Here is a 21183-nt window from a genome sequence, read left to right as displayed (position 1 = left end):
CCTGTGTTTGATGTGCCGCGTACCGCCGGGGGTCATCCTCGGCTCGTTCTGGGCGTCCTCGGGGCGCTGATCCTCGGCGGCGCGGTCTGGGGCGGCATCGCCACGGCCGTGGCGCCCAAGACTGATGTGGAACTGGCGACCGAGCGCGCCGATGCGCCGCCACGACCACCCGTGGTCGTGGTTCAGGACCTGCCGCAACTGGCCGCGCGCCTGGATCGCGAAGCTGCTTCAGGCCGCTTCACGGGCGCGGTTCTGGTGGCCAAGGGCGACAAGGTCCTGTTCCGCCAGGTCTATGGCAAGGCCAACTACGAGCAGAATCAGCCGCTGGCGCTGGATTCGCGTTTCCGTCTGGCCTCGATCTCTAAACAGTTCACGGCGACGGCGATCCTGAAGCTTCAGGACGAGGGCAAGCTGAACGTCTCCGATCCAGTCTGCAAATGGATCCAGCCCTGTCCGCAGGCCTGGGCGCCGATCCGCATCAGCCATCTGTTGTCGCATACTTCGGGCATTCCTGATCTGATGGCGCGGCCCGGTTGGGGCATGCGCCGCACGACGCCGGCGACGCTGGACGAACTGACCGAGGATTCGAAACGGTTCGGCCTTCAGTTCGAGCCGGGCGCAAAGGTTCAGTACGACAACGCCGGTTTCAATCTAGCCGCCGCCATCGTCGAAAAGGCCAGCGGCAAGCCCTTTCAGACCTATATGCGTGAGACCTTCTTCAAGCCTCTCGGCATGAAGGATAGCGGGCTTGATCTCGATGGCGGCGATCACGGCGTCATCATGGGCTACGCCAACTTCCCCGGCGGTCTGGCGGCCCAGCCGAACGCCAACACCTCTATCGTGGCGGGCGCCGGCGCGGTCTATTCGACGCTGGACGACCTGCTGGTCTGGCAGAGGGCGCTGCACCGCGGCGGCCTGCTGACCCCCGTCAGCTATCAGCAGATGCTGGCTGACCACGCGCCGGCCGACACCAAGCCGAACGAGCGCAGCCATCCACGTCGGGACTGGGGTTTCGGCATCTTCGCCAACCGTCTTGGCGATCAGGTGCGGCCGAGCTTCCAGGACCGCCAGATCTATCACACCGGCAGCTGGGGCGGATTCCGCAACCTGATGCTCTATCAGCCGGACGCCGACGTGACGGTGATCGTCCTGTCCAACAACTATCACCTGCGTGACCAGGTCTTCTTGATCAGTCAGCAGGCGATGGCCGAGGCCTTGGGCCACGAGTTTCCGACCACGCTGGCGCGCTGAGGCGTCCGACTGTTTCCCGGCGAGGAGAACAGGAGTAGAACAAGACCATGATCGCTCTTCTTGCCGCTCTCGTCCTTTCCGCTTCGTCGACGCAGGCTGCGGGCGATCCCGTCGTCGAGGCCGGCGCCGTTTTAGACCGAATGCACGCGGCGGCCTCGCGAGCGGACGGCGAGGCCTATTTCGATCTGTTTACGCCTGATGCCCGGTTCATCGGCACGGATGCGACCGAGCGCTGGTCGCTGGCTGAGTTTCGCGCCTATGCCACGCCCTATTTCTCACAGGGGAAAGGCTGGACCTATCGCCCGCATGACCGGGTAGCGACCCTGGCGCCGGGCGATTGCCGCTGCATCGTCTGGTTCGATGAGTTGCTGGACAACGACGCCTACGGCCTGACGCGAGGCTCAGGCGTGCTGCGCCTGACCCACGACGGCTGGAAGATCGAGCAATATGTGCTCAGTTTCACCGTGCCGAACGACAAGGCCAAGAGCGTGGTCGGGCTGATCGCTCAGGATCCGGCGGACTGATGGACTTCCACGAAGAGGCGTTCGTCCTGTCGGCGCGCAGCCACGGCGATACGGGCGCCGTGGTCGATCTGCTGACCGAGAACCACGGCAGGCGCTCTGCCTATGTGGCGGGCGGAGCGTCACGCAAGATGAAGCCGTTCCTGCAGGCGGGCGCGCGAGTCGTGGCCGATTACCGCGCCCGCACCTCGGATCACCTCGGCGCTGTGCGGCTGGAGCCGGTAGGCGAGGGGCCCAGCGCCCTGTTCGACGACGCCTTGGCGCTGACCGGACTGGCGGCGGCGGCAGGCGTGACCCAAGGAGCGTTGCCGGAGCGTGAGCCGCATCCCGGCGTCTTTCTGGCGTTCGAGGCGCTGATGGCGGCGTTCGAAATGCCTGCGGTCTGGCCTGCGATTTTCGTGCGATTCGAGGCGGGGCTGCTGGAAGATCTGGGCTTTGGCCTGGACCTGTCGAAATGCGCCGCGACCGGCACGGCCGACGACTTGATCTACGTCAGTCCTCGCACCGGCCGGGCGGTCAGTCGCGACGCCGGCGTTCCCTATGCCGACAAGATGCTGACCCTGCCGCCCTTCATGCTGGGCGCGCAATCCGGTCTGATCGAGGGCGACGTCCGGGCCGGGTTCGACCTGACGGGGCATTTCCTGGAGCAGTTCGTCTTCCATCCGCAGAACAAGCCCCTGCCGCCTGCGCGCGTGTGGATGCTGGACAAGCTGGGCGACGCCGGTCGGCTCTAGCCGAAAGTGAAGGCGAAGACCTGAACGCCGGGATCCAGGAACTCGATCTCGAACGTCCGTTCGCGCACCGCGCCCGTTTGACGGACCAATTGGTACAGCCGCTCGCCATCGACGCGCCCAAGGCCTTGGGCGTCGATATCGCTGCCGGCGTTCGCGCCCGGCGGCGCGCCATCGATCCGGACACGGAAGCGGACGGGTGCCCCCGGCTTGCTGGGGCCCATGACCAGATGGAGATCGCGCGCCTTGAAGCGGAAGGCGATACGGCCGCCGGCCGCCTGCAGGTCGGCATGCTCACGCGTCACGCGCCAGCGGCCCGACAGGCTCCAATCGTTCAGTTTCAGCGGCGCGGCGACATAGTCCTTGATCACGTCGTTGGCCAGGCCGCCGGGAGAGCGGAAGTTCGCCGCGCGGCCATAGCCGACGTACGTCTCTGGCGATTCGACCTGGGCCATGTCGGCGGCGGCCTCCGCGCCCTCAGCCTGGACTGTGACGACATTGCTGGCGACGTTCGCGGCGCCCGCTTCCTTCAGAAGTTGCTGAATCACGCGTTCGGAGCCCGCATAGTCCCCTTCGCCGAAATGGTGGTGACGGATCTGCCCCCTGGCGTCGATGAAGTAGTGGGCCGGCCAGTACTGGTTCTTGAACGCCCGCCAGATGGCGAATTCATTGTCCATGGCGACCGGATAGGTAATGCCCAGCCGCTGGATGTTCTGGCGGACATTGGCCTCGGATTTCTCGAAGGCGAACTCGGGCGTGTGCACGCCGATCACCACCAGACCCTGGTCCTTGTACTTCTCAGCCCAGGCGCGGACGTAGGGGATGGAGCGGATGCAGTTGATGCAGGAGTAGGTCCAGAAATCGACAACAACCACCTTGCCCCTCAGCTGCTCGGTCGTGAGCGGCGGGGTATTGATCCAGGTCGTCGCCCCGGTCAGCGGCGGCATCACCCCTTCGACGGGCAGATTTGCCAGATCGGCCGGGGCCTGGTTCGTCGGCATGCCGCGCCCGATCCCGCCCAGCAGCGCCTGTTCGATCCGGCCCGTGCTGGCGGCCGAAATCCGGGTCAACAACCCCGTGTCCGCACCCAGGCCAATCACGACCACGCCGATCAGCACCAGCACGCCCAGGCCGCGCCTTACCCATTCGCCGACGCCTAGTGCGCCCTTCATGGCCTTGAACACGCGACCGCCCACCAGCAGGGCTAGGCCGAGCGATGTCGCCGCGCCTGCTGCATAGGCCAGCAGCAGAACCGTCGTTCCGACGCCGGCGCCCTGAAGCGCTGCGCCCGTCAGGATCACGCCCAGAATGGGTCCGGCGCACGGCGCCCAGAGCAGCCCTGTTGCGACGCCGAGCAGCAGGGACGAGCGCACGTCGCCCTGATCGCCGCCCTGGCGCTCGGCGCGATCGGTCAGCCAGGACCCCGCCGCCACGAACGGCCGCATCAGGCGATCGCCCACGGCCGGAAACAACAGGCTGACGCCCAGCACCGCCATGACGGCCAAGGCGATCCAGCGCCCGACCTCATTGGCCCGAACCGCCCAGCCGCCGCCCAGCGCCGCCAGCGTCGCCACGCCCGCAAAGGTAACGGCCATCCCGACCAACAACGGCAAACCGTTGCGGATGAAAGGCCGATCCGCCCGTGCGAAAACGAAGGGCAGAACCGGCAGGATGCAGGGACTGACGATGGTCAGAACGCCGGCGAGATAGGACAGCAGGAACAGGATCATGGCGCGGCCTGACGAGGGTGTGTCTCTCACATACGCACGGCGGAGCGGTTTGGTGACTCCCCAGCGCGCTTATCCCCCAATCTGGCGCCTTACGGGCTAGACTTCCCGCTTCCGATCCCCGATTCGCAGAGCCATGACGATCCACGCCCCGCCGCCGGAAGGCGGCCGCATCATCGACGAGCCGATGGAGACGGCGCTCAGCCGCCGCTATCTGGCCTACGCCCTGTCGACCATCACCAATCGCGCGCTGCCGGACGTGCGTGACGGTTTCAAACCCGTGCACCGACGCATCCTCTACGCCATGCATCAGATGCGGCTGAACCCGCAGGCGGCGGCGCGCAAATGCGCCAAGGTCGTCGGCGAGGTGATGGGCGGATACCACCCCCACGGCGACGCCTCGATCTATGAGGCCCTGGTGCGCTTGGCCCAAGATTTCGCCCAGCGTTATCCGTTGGTCGACGGTCAGGGGAACTTCGGCAATATCGACGGCGATAGCGCCGCGGCCATGCGCTACACCGAGTGCAAACTGACGCCCGCCGCGGTCCTGCTGCTGGACGGCATCGATCAGGACGCCGTCGATTTCCGGCCCACTTATGATGATCAGGACGAGGAGCCGATCGTCCTGCCCGCGGGCTTCCCGAATCTTCTGGCCAATGGCTCGTCGGGTATCGCGGTCGGCATGGCCACCTCGATCCCGCCGCACAATGTCGGCGAACTGATCGACGCCTGCCAATTGCTGCTGGAGCGGCCGGACGCGACGACTGAAGACCTAGTGCAGCATGTACCGGGCCCCGACTTCCCGACCGGGGGCGTTGCGGTTGAGGGTCATGCCTCGATCCTGGACGCCTATGAGACGGGCCGGGGCGGGGTGCGCCTGCGCGCGCGCTGGGAAACTGAGGATCTGGGGCGCGGCGTGTGGCGGATCATCGTCACCGAAATGCCCTATCAGGTGCAGAAGTCGCGTCTGATCGAGGCGCTGGCGGACCTGATCGAGCAAAAGAAGGCGCCTCTGCTGGGCGATGTGCGCGACGAATCGGCCGAGGACATCCGCCTCATCCTGGAGCCCAAGAACCGCACCATCGAGCCTGAAATGCTGATGGAAAGCCTGTTCAAGCTTTCCGATCTGGAAGTCCGCTTCCCGATCAACATGAACGTGCTGGACGCCAGCGGCACGCCTCGCGTCATGGGTCTGAAAGACTGCCTGCGCGCCTTCCTGGATCACCGGCGCGAGGTGCTGAACCGGCGTTCGCAATGGCGGATCGAGCGGGTCGAAAAGCGCCTCCACCTGCTGGAAGGCTTGCGCATCGTCTTCCTCAACCTTGACGAGGTGATCCGCATCGTCCGTGAGGAGGAGCAGCCGAAGGCTGTCCTGATCGCGCGGTTCGGCCTGACGGAGGTTCAGGCCGACTTCATCCTCGACACCCGGCTGCGTCAGTTGGCGCGTCTGGAAGAGATGACGATCGAAAAGGAATTCAATGCGCTGTCGGAGGAACTTGCTAATCTGAAGGCGCTGACGTCGTCTGAAGGCAAGCAATGGAAGGCGATCTCCAAGGAGCTGGAGGCCGTGCGCAAGGCGCTGATCTCGCCGCGCCGGACCACGATCGCTGAGGCGGTGGATACGTCGGCCTTCGTCGCGCCCGAGGCCTTCATTCCGCGCGAGGCGATCACCGTCATCCTGTCGGAACGCGGCTGGATCCGCGCCGCCAAGGGCAAGGTCGAGGATCCGTCGGAGCTGAAGTTCAAGGAAGGCGACCAACTCGCCTATCTCGTGCCCGCCTATACGACCGATAAGCTGCTGGTGGCGGCGTCGGACGGGCGCATCTTCACCATCGGTGCGGACAAGCTGGCGTCCGGACGCGGCCATGGCGAGCCGCTGCGCCTGATGATCGATCTGGACGAGAAGGCCGAGATCATCAACGTCCTGGCCCACCAGCCGGGCGGCAAGCTGTTGATCGCATCAAAGGCCGGATACGGCTTCATCGCGCCTGAAGACGACACCCTGGCGCAGAAGCGCGGCGGCAAACAGGTGCTGAACGGCGAAATGCTGGCGGTGCTGCGGGTGACCGGCGATCGTGTCGCGACCATCGGCGAGAACATCAAGACGCTGATCTTCCCTCTCGCCGAACTGCCCGAAATGGGACGCGGTAAGGGCGTGAAGCTGCAAAGCTTCAAACAGGGCGGCCTCGCCGACATCACCGTCTTCAACGCAGAGACGGGACCGGAATGGGCCGACGGCGGCGGACGTCGTCGCAACTGGCCCGACTGGAAAGACTGGCTGGGCAAACGCGCCGGCGCCGGTCGTCAGGGCCCAAGAGGCCTGCGGAAGTTCAGATAGGCGACCCGCCCGTCAGTTCTAGAACAGAACTGACGGGTTCATGATGCGCTTGGGATCGATGGCGCGGCGGATGGCGGCCATGGTTCCGATCTCGAGCGGGGACTTGTAGCGCTTGACCTCTTCGGTCTTCAGCCGACCCAGACCGTGTTCGGCCGAAATCGAGCCGTCGTAGGCTCCGACAACATCGTGAACCACTTGCGAGCCTTCCTTCCAGCGGCCGATGAAGGCGGGGATGTCCTGACCGACGCCCGGCAGAATGTCGTAGTGCAGATTGCCGTCACCGACATGGCCGAAGACCGAGATGCGGGCGCCGGGGTGGAAGCGTTCGACGGCGGCCGAGGCTTCGTCGATGAAATCGGCGATGCGGCTAATGGGGACGGAGACGTCGTGTTTCCAGCCGCCGCCCTCGGGCTTGAGGGCCGCCGAATGTTCTTCACGCAGACGCCAGAAGGCGGCGCGCTGTGCGTCGTTCTGGGCGATGGCGGCGTCGGTGATCAGGCCTCCCTCGAAGGCAACCTCGAGCAGCGCCTCCATCTGGGCCTCGGCGCCGCCGGGCGTGCCCGAAGCGATCTCGATCAGAACGTACCAATCGGGCGCCGAGTCCAGCGGCTCGCGGGTGTCGGGAATGTTCTTCAGCACCAGTTCCATGCCGAGGCGCTTCATCAGTTCGAAGGCCTCCACCCCGCCGCCCGTCTCGGCCTTGGCGCGGGCGAGCAGTTCGACCGAGGCGGCGGCTGTTTCCAGCCCGACCACCGCGACGGCGCGCGAGCGTATGATGGGGAAGAGTTTCAGCGTGGCGGCGGTCACGACACCCAATGTGCCCTCGGCGCCGATCAGCAGCTGTTTCAAGTCGTAGCCGGTGTTGTCCTTACGCAGCCGCTTCAGGCCCCGGAAGATTTCGCCGTTGGGCATGACCGCCTCAAGACCCAAGACCAGATCGCGCATCATGCCGTACCGAAGAACCTGGGTGCCCCCGGCGTTGGTAGAGATGACGCCGCCGATGCTGGCCGAGCCTTCAGCCGCCAGGCTGAGCGGGAAATAGCGGCCGGCCGCCGTCGCCGCCTGCTGCGCCTCCAGCAGGGTCAGGCCGGCTTCGACCGTCATGGCGTCGTCAAGCGGAGTCACATCGCGGACGGCGCGCATCTTGCGGGTCGACAGCAGGACCTCGCCGAAGGGGATCTGGCCGCCGACCAAGCCGGTGCCGCCGCCTTGGGGCGTGATGGCGACGCCCTCTCGAGCGCAGATCGTCACAGCGCGCGCAACCTCTTCCGTCGAACGAGGTGTCACCAGGATCGGCGTGTTGCCGGTCCAGCGATTGCGCCATTCTGTCAGCGACGGCGCGATGAACTCGGGATCCTGGGTCCAGCCGCCCGGACCGAGTGCGGCCTTCAGTTCGTCAAGCACGGCGGCGGAGGGGGCGGGCGTCTGCATGCCCCCTTTTGTCAGGGGTCGCCTTGCGTTGGAAGGGCGGCGAGGCCCTTAGACGTCGAGTTCTTCTTTCACGAACTGAGCATTTTCCTGAATGAACTGGAAGCGCGCGTCGGCGCGCTTGCCCATCAGGCGCTCGACCAGGTCTTCGATGCTGGCCTCGGCGTCGGGCACCGTAATGCGCGCCAGGGTGCGCTTCTTGGGATCCATAGTGGTCTCCTTCAGCTGGGAGGCCATCATTTCGCCCAGGCCCTTGAACCGGCCGATCTCGGTCTTCTTGCTTTTGAATACGGTCCCCAGCAGTTCGTCGCGATGGGCGTCGTCGCGGGCGTATTCGCTCAAAGGCCCGGCGCTGATGCGATAGAGCGGCGGCAGGGCCATGAAGACCCGACCCTGGCGGATCGTCTCGGGCATGACGCGGTAAAAGAAGGTGATCAGCAGGGCCGCGATGTGCGCGCCGTCCACGTCGGCGTCGGTCATGATGACGATCCGCTCGTAGCGCAGGTCGTCGATGTTGAACCGGTTGCCGGGCTGGACGCCCAAGGCCAACGCCAGGTCGGACAGTTCGACGTTGGCGCGCAGCTTGTCGGCCGTGGCGGACGCGACGTTCAGGATCTTGCCGCGCAGGGGCAGTATCGCCTGGGTCGTGCGGTCGCGCGCCTGTTTGGCCGAGCCGCCCGCCGAATCGCCTTCGACGATGAAGAGTTCGGTACCCTGGGCCGACTGACGGCTGCAGTCCGACAGCTTGCCGGGCAGGCGCAGCTTGCGCGTGGCGGCGGCGCGCTGGACCTCCTTGTCCTTGCGGCGCCGCAGCCGGTCCTCGGCGCGATCGACTACGAAGCCCAGCAGGGCGTTGGCCTGTTTGGGGCTCTCGGTCAGCCAGTGGTCCAGCGGGTCGCGCAGCAGTTGCTCCACAATGCGCGCACCCTCGGGCGAGGACAAACGGTCCTTGGTCTGGCCCTGGAATTCGGGATTGCGGATGAAGACGCTGATCAGGGCGCCGGCATTGGCGATGACGTCCTCGGCCGTGATGATCGCGGCGCGCTTCTCATTGGTCAGTTCACCGTAGGATTTCAGCCCCTTGACCAGGGCGGCGCGGAAGCCGGCCTCGTGCGTGCCGCCATCGGGCGTGGAGACGGTGTTGCAGTAGGACTGGATGAAGCCGTCCGATTCACCAAAGCCAATCGGCGACCAGGTGACGGCCCATTCGAAGGCGCCCGCTTCGCCTTGGCGCTCGGCGCGGCCGGCAAAGGTGGGGGTGACGGTTTCCAGCTGACCGATACGGTCGATCAGGGCGTCGGCGAGGCCGCCGGGGAAATGCAGACTGGCTTGAGCGGGAGTGGCGTCGGTGATCCGCTCCGGCGCACAAGTCCAGCGAATTTCAACGCCGCGGAACAGATAGGCCTTAGACCGCGCCATGCGGAATAGACGAGCGGGCTTGAAGGCCGCGCCCATGCCGAAGATTTCGTCGTCGGGCTTGAAGCGGATCAAGGTGCCGCGCTTCTTGGACGGGCCAATTTGCTGGATCGGGGCCAGGACGTGGCCGCGGCTGAAGGCCTGTTTCCATTCGAAACCGTCGCGCCAGACCGTGACCTCGACGCTTTCGCTCAGGGCGTTGACGACCGAGACGCCGACGCCGTGCAAACCACCTGAGGTTTCATAGGCTTTGCCGGAAAACTTGCCGCCGGAGTGGAGGACGGTCATGACGACTTCCAGCGCCGACTTGCCGGGATGTTTCGGATGCGGATCGACCGGGATGCCGCGTCCGTCGTCGCGCACCGACAGATAGCCGTCGGCGTCCAGATCGACGGTGATCAGCTTGGCGTGTTTGGCCACCGCCTCGTCCATGGCGTTATCCAGGACTTCGGCGAACAGGTGGTGCAGGGCGCGCTCGTCGGTGCCGCCGATATACATGCCGGGGCGTTTGCGAACGGGTTCAAGCCCTTCCAGCACCTCGATGGATGAGGCGGAATAGCCGGTGGCGGCCGCCGTCGTAGCTGTGGCCTGAACAGGTGGCGGCGCGGGGGGGGGGCGATAACGGACGCAGCCGCAGGCGGGGTCACCGCAACAGGCTTGGGCGGCTCGGGTTTGCGAGCTTCGGGTTCGTCGTCAAAAGCGAAGAGGTCGGCGGCCATTCACATAGTCTGAGGCGATTCGGGACCGGGTCTGGTAGGCCCGTGAGGCCGGTCGAGCAAGCGGCGCACGAACCGGGGCCGGATCGAAGGTCACGGAGCGGGCCATAATCGCCAACATCAGGATCCACGGCAGGTTAGCGTGGGTCAGCAGGACGCTCTCTGACAGGCTCAAAGCGGTGAAGGCGGATAGATAGGCGATGCTCCAATAGCCTTCGCGCGCACCGAGCCCGTTCGTGCGCGCGATGACGAAGATCGCAGAGAGCGCCATGATGGCCCCTACCGCCACCGCACCGGGCCAGCCCAGTTGCACGAGCAGATCGATCCAGCCGTTGTGGGCGGAGGGGACGGGCCATTGGGTCTCGATGCGGATTTCGCGCGCAGGGATCGAGTCCACGCCCCAGAAGGCGCTGAAGCCATATCCGGTCCAGGGGCGCTCGGCGACCTTCCGCATAAGGGCTTCCCAGATCAGGGTGCGGCCTGTCAGCGACGGGTCCTTGCCCAGCGCCTCGAGGATTGCGGCGGAGTCGGAGTTCCACAGCCAGGTTGCGCCCGCCGCAACGATGACGGCAAGCCAGATGCCGATGACGGTGATGACGGCGCCGCCCTGTTTCAACGCCCACCATCCGCCGATCATGCCCAGGCCCAAGCCCCAGCACAGAAGCGACGTCTTGGACTGGGTGGCAAGCACCAAGAGCGTGGTGAGGCCCAATGTCAGCAGGCAGATCCAGAACCGATGGCTGCGTCCCGCGATATGATCGGCGGCCAGGGTCGCTGCGGCGGAGACGGCGCCTACCACCATGACCAGCCCCATCTGGTTCTTCTCGTACCAGAGGCCGCGCCACAGGCCGGCGTTGTCGAACTGGTGCACCCCGACCTTCGGATAGCCGAACACCATGATCAGGCTGCCGATCGCCATCACCAAACAGGTGTACATCAGGACGCGCGGCAGGGCGTCGTCACGGAACCGGGCGCCCAGATAGACGGCGAAAGCGCTGTTAATCGCCATGGCGATGACGCGGCGCTCAGTGACCTCGGGGTCGATGGACCAGTATTTCGAGACGAAACACAGGGCGACCAGAGCGAACATCATCAGCCAAGCGGGCCAGGCGCGTATTACCTTGTCGAAGCGAAAGACGATCAGGCCGGCGATGACGGCATAGACCGGCAACCAGATGAAACGCAGGATCGGCGTTTCGACCTGGGTCGGCGCGATCACGGGCGCGATCAAGGCGCCGGTCAGCATGAAGATGACGAAGCCGGCCGCCCACTGTTCCCACAGCGGCGGCGAATCATCCGGGGTCTGAACGGGCGGTTCGCGCACGGGCGCACAGTCCTTTGCGGCGCTTAAGGAACCGTGAGCGCGGCGGTGAAGGCGGCGAGACCTCGTTCCAAATCGGCGATCAGTTCGGAGGGGTCTTCCAAACCGACATGCAGTCGGATCAGTTCGCCCTCAAGCACGGGCGGATGGCAGCGGTAGTCCATCTGATGGGTCTCGTGGGTGATCAGGCTTTCGAACCCGCCCCAGGAATAACCGAGGCCGAACAGTGTCAGGGCGTTCAGGCACGCCTCGCCCGCCGCCTTGTCGCCGCCCTTCATAACCACGCCCATCAGGGACGCCGCGCCGGTAAAATCTCGCCGCCACACGTCATGGCCGATCGAGCCGGGCAGGGGTGGATAAAAGACGCGGGACACCTCGGGTCGAGCGTGCAGCCACTCCGCGATGATCAAAGCCGACCGGGCCTGTTCGGCATAGCGCAGCGGCAGGGTCCGCAGGCCGCGCAGCGCAAGCCAGGCGTCATCGGGCGACACATGCCAGCCGAGATCCTCGATGGTGTCGCCGATCGCGCGCAGGCAGGCGGGATTGTTCGACGCAATACAGCCCATCAGCACGTCCGAATGACCGCCGACATATTTGGTGACGGCCTGAACGCTGACATCCACGCCATGGGCCAGCGGACGATAGGCCAGGCCGGCGGCCCAGGTATTATCGACCACCGTCAGGACGCCTCGTGTGCGGCAGGCCTGGGCCACGGCGGCGACATCGACCATTTCGAATGTGAGAGAGGCTGGCGACTCCATCAGCACCAACCGCGTGCGTTCGCCGATGGCGGCCAGAACAGCCTGCGCGTCTGCGTCTGCGGGCAAAAAGCGGGTCGTGACGCCGCGGGTCGATTGATAACGGCTCAGGAACCGGCGCGTCGGACCATAGACGGCGTCTGTTGTGACCACCTCGTCGCCCGGTCTCAAAAGCGCCAGCAGCGGAACTGTGACGGCCGCAAGGCCCGACGGAACGAGGAAGGCCCCCTCCGCGCCCTCCAGATCGGCCAGGGCGCGGCGAAGATCGCGGGCGGCGCTGGTCCCGCTGAGGCCATAGGTCGGCCCGTCGGTCTCGTCGCGCATGACGGCCGCGCTATCGCTCAACATCGTCGAGGCGCGCTCGATCGGCGGATTGACGCCGCGCCGGCCCTGGCCGCGTCGCGTGGCGGCGGCGATCAGGCGGGTGCGGTCCGAATGCGGCGACATGGCCCCTCCGATGGGTTGCGGATCGAGCCCTAAAGGCCTCTAAAGCCAGCGGGGCGCAAGCGGCGAGGGACTGGAACGCGATGCGGTGCTGGATGATCGGAGCGATGGCGGCGGTGCTGCTGACGGCGGCTTGCGGGCGCAAGGACGCCAATCCTGCGCCGGAAACCAGCCCTGTCACGTCCGCGCAAGCGTCCTCGACTGCGGTCGCGAAAAGCCCGACGCTGGCCGCCATCAAACGCCGCGGTCGCTTGAACTGCGGCGTGCATCAGGGATTGGTCGGCTTTGCCTACACCGACAATCGCGGCCAGTGGCGCGGCTTCGACGTGGACTTCTGTCGCGCGACGGCGGCGGCGGTGCTGGGCGATGCCGATGCTGTGCGGTTCGTGCCTTTGTCGGCGTCTGATCGATTCACGGCGCTGAACGACGGCCGCATCGATGTGCTTTGGCGCAACTCGTCCTGGACGATGAGCCGCGACGCGGGCGAAGGGTTCGTCTTCGCCGGCGTCAACTATTACGACGGCCAGGGCTTTCTGGTCCGGCGTTCGCTGAACCTGAACAGTGCGACAGAACTGACGGGCGCGCGGGTCTGCGTTCAGTCGGGTTCGACATCCCAGGCCAACGCCGCTGACTATTTCCGGTCTCGCGGCATCGAATATCGGCCCGTCGTGTTCGAGACGGAGGAAGCGGCGCGCGACGCCTATGGCCGTGAAGATTGCGACGCGTTCAGCGCCGACATCTCTGCGCTAGCCGCCGCGCGGACTGTGCTGACCAATCCCAACGAACATGTGATCCTGTCCGACGTGGCGTCCAAGGAGCCGCTGGGGCCGGTGGTAAAGGCGGGCGACGAACGCTGGGCCTCGACCGTCCGCTGGACCCTGAACGCCCTGATGCTGGCCGAAGAACTCGGGGTCACCAAGGCCAATGCCGAAGATCAGTTCAAGACGACGACGGACCCACGCGTGCGACGTCTTTTGGGCGCCGAGGGCGAGTTCGGACCCATGCTGGGGCTGTCGAACGCCTGGGCCAAGGACGCGGTCGAAGCCGTCGGGAATTATGGCGAGATCTTCGAACGAAATCTGGGATCGCAATCGGCGCTCGACCTGGCGCGCGGTTTGAACGCACAATGGAACGCGCGCCCGGCCGGCTTGATCTATGGCCTGCCGATCCGATAGGCGCCGACGCTTGCATCGCTTCCTGGGGGACAGATGACCGAGACAAAACGCGGCGGCCTTGCGCTGCACTGGCTGATGTTGATCGGTTTCGCGGTCGGTCTGATCGGGGGATTGCTGGTCAATCTGACGCTGGGAGCGGATACGGCCTGGGTGGTCTGGCTGACGGACAACGTCACCGGACCGCTGGGCCAGATCTTCCTGCGTCTGCTGTTCATGATGGTCATTCCGCTGCTGTTCTCGGCCCTAGTAGTCGGCGTGGCCGAGATGGGCGATCTGAGCTCGCTGGGACGGGCGGGAATCAAGACCCTCTTGTTGACCATTCTGGTGTCCAGCATCGCCGTGGTGATCGGCCTGGTGATGGTCAATGTGTTCCAGCCCGGAAGAGGCGTGGACCCGGTCCTCGCGCAGCAACTGCTGGACCAGGGACGTGACGGCGCGGCCGGCATCGTCAGCGGCGCGCCTGAAACCATCCAGTTGGGTGATTTCTTCCTGGATCTGATTCCGTCGAACGTCTTCACCGCTGCCTCCGAGAACCAGATCCTGCCGGTGATGGTGTTCGCTCTGTTCTTCGGCATCGGCCTGGTGATGGCCAAGTCGCCTGCGACCGACCGCTTGCAGCAGGTCATCGAGGGCATGTTCGAAGTGACGATGAAGCTGATAAACCTCTTCATCAAACTGGCCCCCATCGCCATCGCCTGCTTGATGTTCAACCTGGCGGCCCTGTTCGGCTGGGACCTTTTGGTGCGCCTCGCGGCCTATGTCGGCGTCGCGGTGGGCGCGATGGCGATCCACATGTTCGTCGTCTATCCGCTGGTGATCTGGATCCTTGGCGGCCGGTCGCCGATCGCATTCTTCAAGGGCGTGCGCGAGCCGATGGTGGTGGCCTTCTCGACCGCTTCATCCAACGCGTCTCTGCCTGTGTCGCTTAAGGCGGCCGAGCAGGAGCTGAAGCTGCCGCGCAAGATCGCCCGCTTCGTCCTGACGGTCGGCGCCACCGCCAACCAGAACGGCACGGCCCTGTTTGAAGGCGTGACGGTGCTGTTTCTGGCCCAGTTCTTCGGCATCGACCTGACGATCACGCAGCAGATCATCGTCATGCTGGTCTGCATCCTTGGCGGTATCGGTACGGCGGGCGTGCCGGCCGGTTCGCTGCCGGTCGTGGCGATGATCCTGGTGATGGTGAAGGTACCGCCGGAGGGCATCGGCCTGATCCTGGGCGTGGATCGCTTCCTGGACATGTGCCGCACGACGCTGAATGTCACGGGCGACCTGGTTCTGGCGACTGTCGTTTCGCGCGGCGAGGAAGACGAGCCGATCGACGCCGACGATGTCGTCCCCGTGGCGCCGCCGGCCTGATCTCAGCCGGTTTCGACGGGGGTGTCCGTTCGGGCGCCCCATTCAGCCCAGGAACCGTCATAAAGCCGCGACGAGCGACCGAGTTCGGCTAAGCCCAGTGTCAGTATTGCAGCGGTCACTCCGGATCCGCAGGTCGTGATCACGGGTCGGCTGATATCCACGCCAGCGTCCGCAATGGCCTGCGCCAAGGCCGCACCACGCTTCATAGTGCCATTGTCGTTTAGCAAGCGACTATAGGGGAGATTGCGCGCGCCGGGCATATGGCCGCTGCGAACACCGGCGCGAGGTTCGGGCGCCGCACCTTTGAAACGCGGTGCGGCGCGCGCATCCACGACCTGGGCGTCCTGGGCCAAAGCCGCGCGCACGTCATCCAACGAGGCGACAGCATCGAGCGCCATCTTGGCATGGAAGTCTTTTGCATCTGCGACTGAAGGCCCGGAGACGGTTGGTAGGCCGTCGCCACGCCAGCGCGGCAGGCCGCCGTCGAGCACCTGAACCCTCGTCGCGCCCATCGTCTTCAGCATCCACCAAACGCGCGCCGCCGAGAACAATCCGGCTGTATCATAAACGACGATCTGGTCATCGACGGAGAGGCCCAGCGTCCCGACCGCCGCCCCAAAGGCCTCTGGCGTCGGCATCATGTGGGGCAAAGCGCTGTCGCGATCCGATATCGCGTCCAGATCGAAGAAGACTGCGCCAGGGATATGGGCCTGTTCGAAATCGGCGCGCGCGTCGCGGCCGTCCAGATGCCAACTGCCATCGACGATCCGCAAATCGGGCGCGCCCAATCGCGCGGCAAGGTCCGTTGTCGAAATCAGCGGGTTCATGGGCGAGACAGGCTCAGTTGGATGACGTCGGTGCGGCGAGAGCGGAAACCGGCCTCGCAATAGGCCAGATAGAAGCGCCAGAGCCGGCGGAATCGTTCGTCAAAGCCGGAAAGCTTGCTGATTTCGCCCCAGGACGCCTGGAAACGTTCATCCCAAAGCTTGAGCGTCGCAGCGTAGTCGAGGCCGAACCGCTCCACCGACTGCCACGACAGTCCGGCTTTCGACACGACCGGCGCCAGCCGGTCTTCGGAGGGCAGCATTCCGCCGGGGAAGACGTACTTCTGGATGAAATCCGTCCGGGCATTGTATTCGTCGAACAGGTCGTCCTGGATCGTGATGATCTGCAGTCCGGCCTTGCCGCCAGTTTGAAGCACGTCGTGGACCTTGCCGAAGTAGGCGGGCCAGTACTCCATGCCCACAGCCTCGAACATCTCGATGGACGCCACCCGATCAAATCGACCCTGCACATCGCGGTAGTCGATAAGCTGAATATCGGCGCGGTCGCTAAGACCCGCGTTGAACATGCGCTGGCGAGCGAAATCGTGCTGCTCTTTGGAGATCGTGATCCCGGTGACCTTGGCGCCGATCTCGCGCGCCGCGAACTCGGCGAAGCCGCCCCAGCCGCAGCCGATTTCCAGCACTGACATGCCCGCCCGAAGATCCATCATTCGGGCCAAGGCGGCGTATTTCTTACGCTGCGCCGTCTCCAGCACCTCACCATCGCGGCTGAAGCGGGCCGATGAATAGGTCATCGTCCCGTCCAGCCACTGGGAATAGAAGGCGTTGCCCAGATCGTAGTGGGCGTGGATGTTCTTCTTCGACCCGGTCTTGCTGTTGCGATTGGTGCGGTGGCTCAGCCAGTTGACCACCCACATGATCAGATTTCCGTCGAACAGACGCCGGATGTGATCGTAATTGTCCACCAGGGTTTCGAGCAGGCCGGCCAGGTGCGGACTGTCCCACTCGCCCGCGATATAGCCTTCGGCGAAGCCGATATCGCCGGCCGCCAGCACGCGGCGTGCGAACCGGTAGTCGCGTACGGTCATCATGCCGCTGGGACCCGGCTGCTTGCCCTGAAGCACATGGGTCTCGCCATTGGGCAGTTGCACCGTCAAGCGCCCGAAGGTCCAGTTGGCTGCCAGAAGCCGCAGCAACATGGCGAACACGCGAGGTGCTCGGCTGGCGACGGCTTCGATATCGGCGTGTGCGACGCTCATCTTTTGACTTTCAACGCGGAATACAAAGGGGGTCAATCACGGTCGCTGTGGTCGTCGCCGCGACCGGAAACGGTCTTCAGGGCAGCGAGCGCCCGGGCCCGACCCTTCTCATGTTCGACGACCGGTTTGGGGTAATCGCGCCCTAGAACGATTCCGGCGTCACGCAGCACTTCAGCTGGTGCGGTCCAGGGCGACTGTAGCCAGCGGTCAGGCAGGCGGCGAAGTTCCGGCACCCACCGACGCACATAGCCGCCGTCGGGATCAAACTTTTCACCCTGCGTGATGGGATTGAAAATGCGGAAGAAGGGGGAGGCGTCTGCGCCAGAGCCTGCGACCCACTGCCAGTTTTGTACATTGCTGGCCCGGTCAGCGTCCACCAGCGTGTCCCAGAACCAGGCTTCGCCTTCGCGCCAGTCGATCAGCAGATGTTTGATCAGGAAGGAGGCGACGACCATCCGAACCCGATTGTGCATCCACCCCGTCGTCCAGAGCTGGCGCATACCGGCGTCCACCAACGGGTATCCGGTCCGTCCCTGTCGCCACGCCTTGAGGCTCGCGTCGTCCTTACGCCAGGGCATGGCGTCATATTCGGGACGGAACGCGCGCTCGGTAAGATAGGGAAAATGGTGCAGCAGGTGCGCGGAGAACTCGCGCCAGCCGATCTCAGCAATGAATTTGTCGGCCTCCGACGATGACACCTTGCCGTCTTTGGCTGCCTGTTGGGCTCGGTCTATTGCACGCCAAGGGCTGATCTCGCCCCAGTGAAGATGCGGCGACAGGCGGCTGTTGGCGCCTTTCCGGTCGGGAAAGTCTCGATCCTTGGCATAGGTCTTCAGTCCGGATGGTATGAATCTGGACAAGGCTTGTGAGGCCCCGTCTTCTCCCGGCGTCCAGTCGAAGCCTTTGGACCAATCTGGACGATGGGGGTGCAGCTCCCAGCTGTCGAGGTCGTCGGATTGAGCCGTTTCGGGCGTCTGGATTTGGCGCGGTCCCGTTGTGTGAGCCGGCGCCTCGGCCGTGGCCAGCAGGGCTCTCAAGAACGGAGTGAAGACCTTGTACGGTTGGCCCGAACCGTTCAGGACATCGCCGGGGCGGCAGAGCAGGGCGCCATTGAAGCCACGGCATTCGACGCCGTCCGCCTTGAGCGTATGGGCGATTTCGGCGTCATGCTCAAACGCCTCAGGTTCAAACAGGCGATTCATGAAGACGGTGTCGGCATCGGTTTCGGCGATCAGCGCCTGAAGCTGTGTCAGAGCATTGGCCTTGCGCAGAATCAGGCGCGAACCGCGATCTTGAAGCGCCGCATCCAGCGCCCTCAACGACTTGTCGAGCCACCAGCGCGACGCGGCGCCCATCGGCCGCTCGAAATGCTCGTCCAGAATATAGACGGGCAGGATTGGTCGCCCCGTCTCCGCCGCGTGGTTCAGGGCGGGATTGTCATGCAGTCGCAGATCGCGGCGAAACCACAGGATGACAGGTTTGGTGGCCACGCGGGCGAACTCCGTGATAACTTGCGCTCATCCCTTCAGAGCGCCACCTGATGGCCCAATAGCTGCGGCAAAAGCCGCCTCCACAACACCGAACGTCGAAAGAGCCGCCTCGTGAGCCGACCCAACGCTGTCATTACGTTGTCCGAAGGTCTTCGGACGCCTGTCGTCATCGGCGGCGGCGCAAGAATCGCTTTCATCGCCGGTCCTTGCCAGATGGAGAGCCGCCAGCACGCGCTGGAGACGGCCCATGCCCTGAAGGAAATCGGCGAGCGGTTGAACGTCGGCATCATCTACAAGACCAGTTTCGACAAGGCGAACCGGACCAGCGCCAGCGCCGCGCGGGGCATCGGTCTGAAAGACGCCATGCCGATCTTCGCCGAGATTCGCGAGGCGACCGGCCTGCCGACCCTGACAGACGTTCACTCCGAGGTTCAGTGTGGTCCGGTCGGCGAGGTCGTCGATGTACTGCAGATCCCGGCCTTCCTCAGCCGCCAGACCGACCTGCTGTTGGCCGCCGCCGCTACCGGCAAGGCGATCAACATCAAAAAGGGTCAGTTCCTGGCTCCCTGGGACATGAAAAACGTTATCGCCAAGGTGGTTGGCGCCGGCAATCCCAATGTCATGGCCTGTGAACGCGGCGCCAGCTTCGGCTACAACACTCTGGTCAGCGACATGCGGGCGCTTCCGGTGCTGCGCGAGATCGGCTGCCCCGTCGTGTTCGATGCGACCCACAGCGTTCAGCAGCCGGGCGGGCAGGGCGCGTCGTCGGGCGGTCAGCGCGAGTTCGTGCCGGTGCTAGGACGCGCGGCGGTGGCCGTCGGCGTCGATGCGGTCTTCATGGAAACGCACCAGGACCCGGATAATGCGCCGTCGGATGGCCCAAACATGGTGCCGCTGAGCCAGTTCGAGGCCCTGGCCGCCGAACTGATCGCCTTCGACGACCTGGCCATCAAGATCGGGGCCAAGGCGCCGGTGGCGCAAGCCGCCTGAATCCTCTAGGTCGGACCCATGTCTGACACCTTGGATCTGGGCGCCCTGCAAAGCCTGTTGGAGCGCGTGCGCGGCCTGAAGATCGCCTGCGTCGGCGACCTGATGCTGGATCGCTACGTCTATGGCGAGGTCAGCCGCATCTCGCCCGAGGCGCCGATCCCTGTACTCCGCACCAGCCGCACCGTCGCCATGCCAGGCGGCGTCGGCAACGTCGCGCGCAATATTGCGGCTCTGGGTGGTGTGGCGCGGCTAGGCGCCGTGATCGGCGACGACGCGGCTGGCGCGGAACTGACCGCTCTGATCGCCGCCGAGCCGCACATCGAGGACGTCGTGGCGAGGCCGGCAGGCGCGTCCACAATCGTAAAGACACGCTTCGTTTCGGGCGGCCAACAGCTCTTGCGTTTGGATGACGAGGCTGCGCCGACCGCGATCCACGATTCGGACGCGTTTACTGATGCCTCGGTTTACTTGCTCTCAGACTACGCCAAGGGTGTCGTCAGCGATGCGCTCCTGGCTTCGGCGCTGAACGCGGCGAAGAAATCTGGTGCGCCGGTCGTCGTCGATCCAAAGGGAAGGGATTTCGACCGCTACGGCGCCGTCGATGTCATCAAGCCCAATGCGTCGGAACTGGCCGGCGCCACCGGCCTGCCGGTCGGTACGGACCCCGAGGTCGAGACGGCGCTGGCCGCCTTGCTGGCCGCCACGACCGCCAAGGCGATCATCGTCACCCGTGCGGGCAAGGGGATGAGCCTGGCGCGGCGCGGTGAACCCGTGAAGCACTTCCCGGGCCGGGCGCGCGAGGTCTTCGACGTGTCTGGCGCCGGCGATACAGGCCTGGCCGCCATTGGGTTGGCGCTGGGCGCGGGTGCGTCGCTGGAGATGGCGGTCGAGTTCGCCATCCTGGCCTCTGGCGTGGTTGTCGGGAAGGCCGGGACGGCTGTTATCACACCCGCCGAGCTGATCGAAGCCGAGCTGAGCCAGCACGCCACCGCTGCGGTATCCAAGGTGACGCCGATCGACGAACTGGCGGTCGAGGTCGAGGGCTGGCGACGTCAGGGCCTGAAGGTCGGTTTCACCAATGGATGTTTCGACATCCTGCACCGCGGCCATGTGGCCTATCTGGCGCAGGCGCGCAGCTGGTGCGATCGCCTGGTCGTGGCGCTGAACACCGATGCCTCGGTCAAACGACTGAAGGGCGAAGGGCGACCGGTGAATGATCTGGACAGTCGCGCCGTCGTCATCGGCGGGCTGGCCAGCGTCGATCGCGTCACCAGTTTCGATGACCCGACGCCCATCGCCCTGATCGAACGGCTGCGTCCTGATGTTCTGATCAAGGGCTCGGACTATACGCGAGAGGGCGTCGTGGGCGGCGATCTGGTCGAAAGCTGGGGCGGCGAGGTCAAGCTGGCGGATTTCAAGGATGGCTATTCGACCACGCGAACGATCGAGAAGATGACAGGGAGCGCTCAGTGACGCC

Annotated in this window: 15 protein-coding genes and 1 pseudogene; 8 read left to right on the top strand and 8 right to left on the bottom strand. The window is 65.1% G+C overall.

Annotation, left to right across the window (positions count from 1 at the left end):
• Nucleotides 1–12 precede the first annotated feature (12 nt).
• The 3 genes from GGC30_RS00690 to recO are packed head-to-tail and all read left to right on the top strand — an operon-like array spanning nucleotide 13 to nucleotide 2506.
• Nucleotides 13–1251: a serine hydrolase domain-containing protein gene (locus tag GGC30_RS00690; RefSeq protein ID WP_370451807.1), complete on the top strand. Its 1239-nt coding sequence runs from the start codon at nucleotides 13–15 to the stop codon at nucleotides 1249–1251.
• 47 nt (nucleotides 1252–1298) lie between these two features.
• Nucleotides 1299–1775, top strand: coding sequence for a nuclear transport factor 2 family protein (locus GGC30_RS00685; RefSeq protein WP_153921839.1), 477 nt, complete (start codon nucleotides 1299–1301; stop codon nucleotides 1773–1775).
• Complete coding sequence (gene recO, locus GGC30_RS00680; RefSeq protein ID WP_153921836.1) at nucleotides 1775–2506, top strand: DNA repair protein RecO; 732 nt, start codon at nucleotides 1775–1777, stop codon at nucleotides 2504–2506. Before GGC30_RS00685 ends, recO begins: the two co-directional genes overlap by 1 nt.
• On the opposite strand, the gene GGC30_RS00675 is transcribed toward recO, so the two are convergent.
• Complete coding sequence (locus GGC30_RS00675) at nucleotides 2503–4233, bottom strand: cytochrome c biogenesis protein DipZ (protein WP_153921833.1); 1731 nt, start codon at nucleotides 4231–4233, stop codon at nucleotides 2503–2505. The two genes, recO and GGC30_RS00675, sit on opposite strands and share 4 nt — an antisense overlap.
• Before the next feature lie 133 nt (nucleotides 4234–4366).
• Here GGC30_RS00675 and parC point away from each other — a divergent pair, with 133 nt between their 5' ends.
• Nucleotides 4367–6568 carry a DNA topoisomerase IV subunit A gene (gene parC, locus GGC30_RS00670; RefSeq protein ID WP_153921830.1) on the top strand — a complete coding sequence of 734 codons (2202 nt, stop codon included), beginning with the start codon at nucleotides 4367–4369 and terminating at the stop codon, nucleotides 6566–6568.
• 18 nt (nucleotides 6569–6586) lie between these two features.
• Here parC and GGC30_RS00665 read toward each other — a convergent pair whose 3' ends face one another.
• From GGC30_RS00665 to metC, 4 genes and pseudogenes are all read right to left on the bottom strand, one after another.
• The gene (locus GGC30_RS00665; RefSeq protein ID WP_153921826.1) at nucleotides 6587–7999 is read right to left on the bottom strand and encodes an FAD-binding oxidoreductase; all 1413 of its coding nucleotides are present in this window, start codon (nucleotides 7997–7999) and stop codon (nucleotides 6587–6589) included.
• 48 nt (nucleotides 8000–8047) lie between these two features.
• Nucleotides 8048–10036, bottom strand: a pseudogene (locus GGC30_RS00660) (DNA topoisomerase IV subunit B); the annotation flags it as partial.
• Nucleotides 10037–10105: 69 nt separating this feature from the next.
• Nucleotides 10106–11452, bottom strand: a complete 1347-nt coding sequence (locus GGC30_RS00655) for an O-antigen ligase family protein (protein ID WP_370451806.1) — start codon at nucleotides 11450–11452, stop codon at nucleotides 10106–10108.
• 23 nt (nucleotides 11453–11475) lie between these two features.
• Nucleotides 11476–12654: a cystathionine beta-lyase gene (metC, locus tag GGC30_RS00650; RefSeq protein ID WP_153921823.1), complete on the bottom strand. Its 1179-nt coding sequence runs from the start codon at nucleotides 12652–12654 to the stop codon at nucleotides 11476–11478.
• 92 nt (nucleotides 12655–12746) lie between these two features.
• Here metC and GGC30_RS00645 point away from each other — a divergent pair, with 92 nt between their 5' ends.
• Both GGC30_RS00645 and GGC30_RS00640 read left to right on the top strand, forming a co-directional pair.
• Nucleotides 12747–13826, top strand: a complete 1080-nt coding sequence (locus GGC30_RS00645; protein WP_228763510.1) for an amino acid ABC transporter substrate-binding protein — start codon at nucleotides 12747–12749, stop codon at nucleotides 13824–13826.
• A 33-nt stretch (nucleotides 13827–13859) separates the two neighbouring features.
• Nucleotides 13860–15182, top strand: a complete 1323-nt coding sequence (locus GGC30_RS00640; protein ID WP_066628371.1) for a dicarboxylate/amino acid:cation symporter — start codon at nucleotides 13860–13862, stop codon at nucleotides 15180–15182.
• A 2-nt stretch (nucleotides 15183–15184) separates the two neighbouring features.
• On the opposite strand, the gene sseA is transcribed toward GGC30_RS00640, so the two are convergent.
• The 3 genes from sseA to GGC30_RS00625 are packed head-to-tail and all read right to left on the bottom strand — an operon-like array spanning nucleotide 15185 to nucleotide 18716.
• Nucleotides 15185–16009, bottom strand: a complete 825-nt coding sequence (gene sseA / locus GGC30_RS00635) for a 3-mercaptopyruvate sulfurtransferase (protein WP_153921820.1) — start codon at nucleotides 16007–16009, stop codon at nucleotides 15185–15187.
• Complete coding sequence (locus GGC30_RS00630; protein ID WP_153921817.1) at nucleotides 16006–17226, bottom strand: cyclopropane-fatty-acyl-phospholipid synthase family protein; 1221 nt, start codon at nucleotides 17224–17226, stop codon at nucleotides 16006–16008. Before GGC30_RS00630 ends, sseA begins: the two co-directional genes overlap by 4 nt.
• Before the next feature lie 32 nt (nucleotides 17227–17258).
• Complete coding sequence (locus tag GGC30_RS00625; RefSeq protein WP_370451805.1) at nucleotides 17259–18716, bottom strand: deoxyribodipyrimidine photo-lyase; 1458 nt, start codon at nucleotides 18714–18716, stop codon at nucleotides 17259–17261.
• Between the two features lie 111 nt (nucleotides 18717–18827).
• Between GGC30_RS00625 and kdsA the strand changes: the two genes are divergently transcribed.
• Nucleotides 18828–19706 carry a 3-deoxy-8-phosphooctulonate synthase gene (gene kdsA / locus GGC30_RS00620; RefSeq protein WP_370451804.1) on the top strand — a complete coding sequence of 293 codons (879 nt, stop codon included), beginning with the start codon at nucleotides 18828–18830 and terminating at the stop codon, nucleotides 19704–19706.
• Between the two features lie 18 nt (nucleotides 19707–19724).
• Nucleotides 19725–21179, top strand: coding sequence for a D-glycero-beta-D-manno-heptose 1-phosphate adenylyltransferase (gene rfaE2 / locus GGC30_RS00615; protein ID WP_153921814.1), 1455 nt, complete (start codon nucleotides 19725–19727; stop codon nucleotides 21177–21179).
• Nucleotides 21180–21183: the final 4 nt, after the last annotated feature.

This window comes from Brevundimonas sp. SPF441 (assembly GCF_009661015.1).
Classification (GTDB): domain Bacteria; phylum Pseudomonadota; class Alphaproteobacteria; order Caulobacterales; family Caulobacteraceae; genus Brevundimonas; species Brevundimonas vesicularis.
This window is presented reverse-complemented; position numbering and strand designations above follow the sequence as displayed.

Excerpts from the sequence above, each read along its gene's own strand:
- GGC30_RS00685 (WP_153921839.1), top strand. The coding sequence starts at position 1,299 with ATGATCGCTCTTCTTGCCGCTCTCGTCCTTTCCGCTTCGTCGACGCAG.
- recO (WP_153921836.1), top strand. The coding sequence starts at position 1,775 with ATGGACTTCCACGAAGAGGCGTTCGTCCTGTCGGCGCGCAGCCACGGC.
- GGC30_RS00675 (WP_153921833.1), bottom strand. The coding sequence starts at position 4,233 with ATGATCCTGTTCCTGCTGTCCTATCTCGCCGGCGTTCTGACCATCGTC.
- parC (WP_153921830.1), top strand. The coding sequence starts at position 4,367 with ATGACGATCCACGCCCCGCCGCCGGAAGGCGGCCGCATCATCGACGAG.
- GGC30_RS00665 (WP_153921826.1), bottom strand. The coding sequence starts at position 7,999 with ATGCAGACGCCCGCCCCCTCCGCCGCCGTGCTTGACGAACTGAAGGCC.
- metC (WP_153921823.1), bottom strand. The coding sequence starts at position 12,654 with ATGTCGCCGCATTCGGACCGCACCCGCCTGATCGCCGCCGCCACGCGA.
- GGC30_RS00645 (WP_228763510.1), top strand. The coding sequence starts at position 12,747 with ATGATCGGAGCGATGGCGGCGGTGCTGCTGACGGCGGCTTGCGGGCGC.
- GGC30_RS00640 (WP_066628371.1), top strand. The coding sequence starts at position 13,860 with ATGACCGAGACAAAACGCGGCGGCCTTGCGCTGCACTGGCTGATGTTG.
- sseA (WP_153921820.1), bottom strand. The coding sequence starts at position 16,009 with ATGAACCCGCTGATTTCGACAACGGACCTTGCCGCGCGATTGGGCGCG.
- GGC30_RS00630 (WP_153921817.1), bottom strand. The coding sequence starts at position 17,226 with ATGAGCGTCGCACACGCCGATATCGAAGCCGTCGCCAGCCGAGCACCT.
- rfaE2 (WP_153921814.1), top strand. The coding sequence starts at position 19,725 with ATGTCTGACACCTTGGATCTGGGCGCCCTGCAAAGCCTGTTGGAGCGC.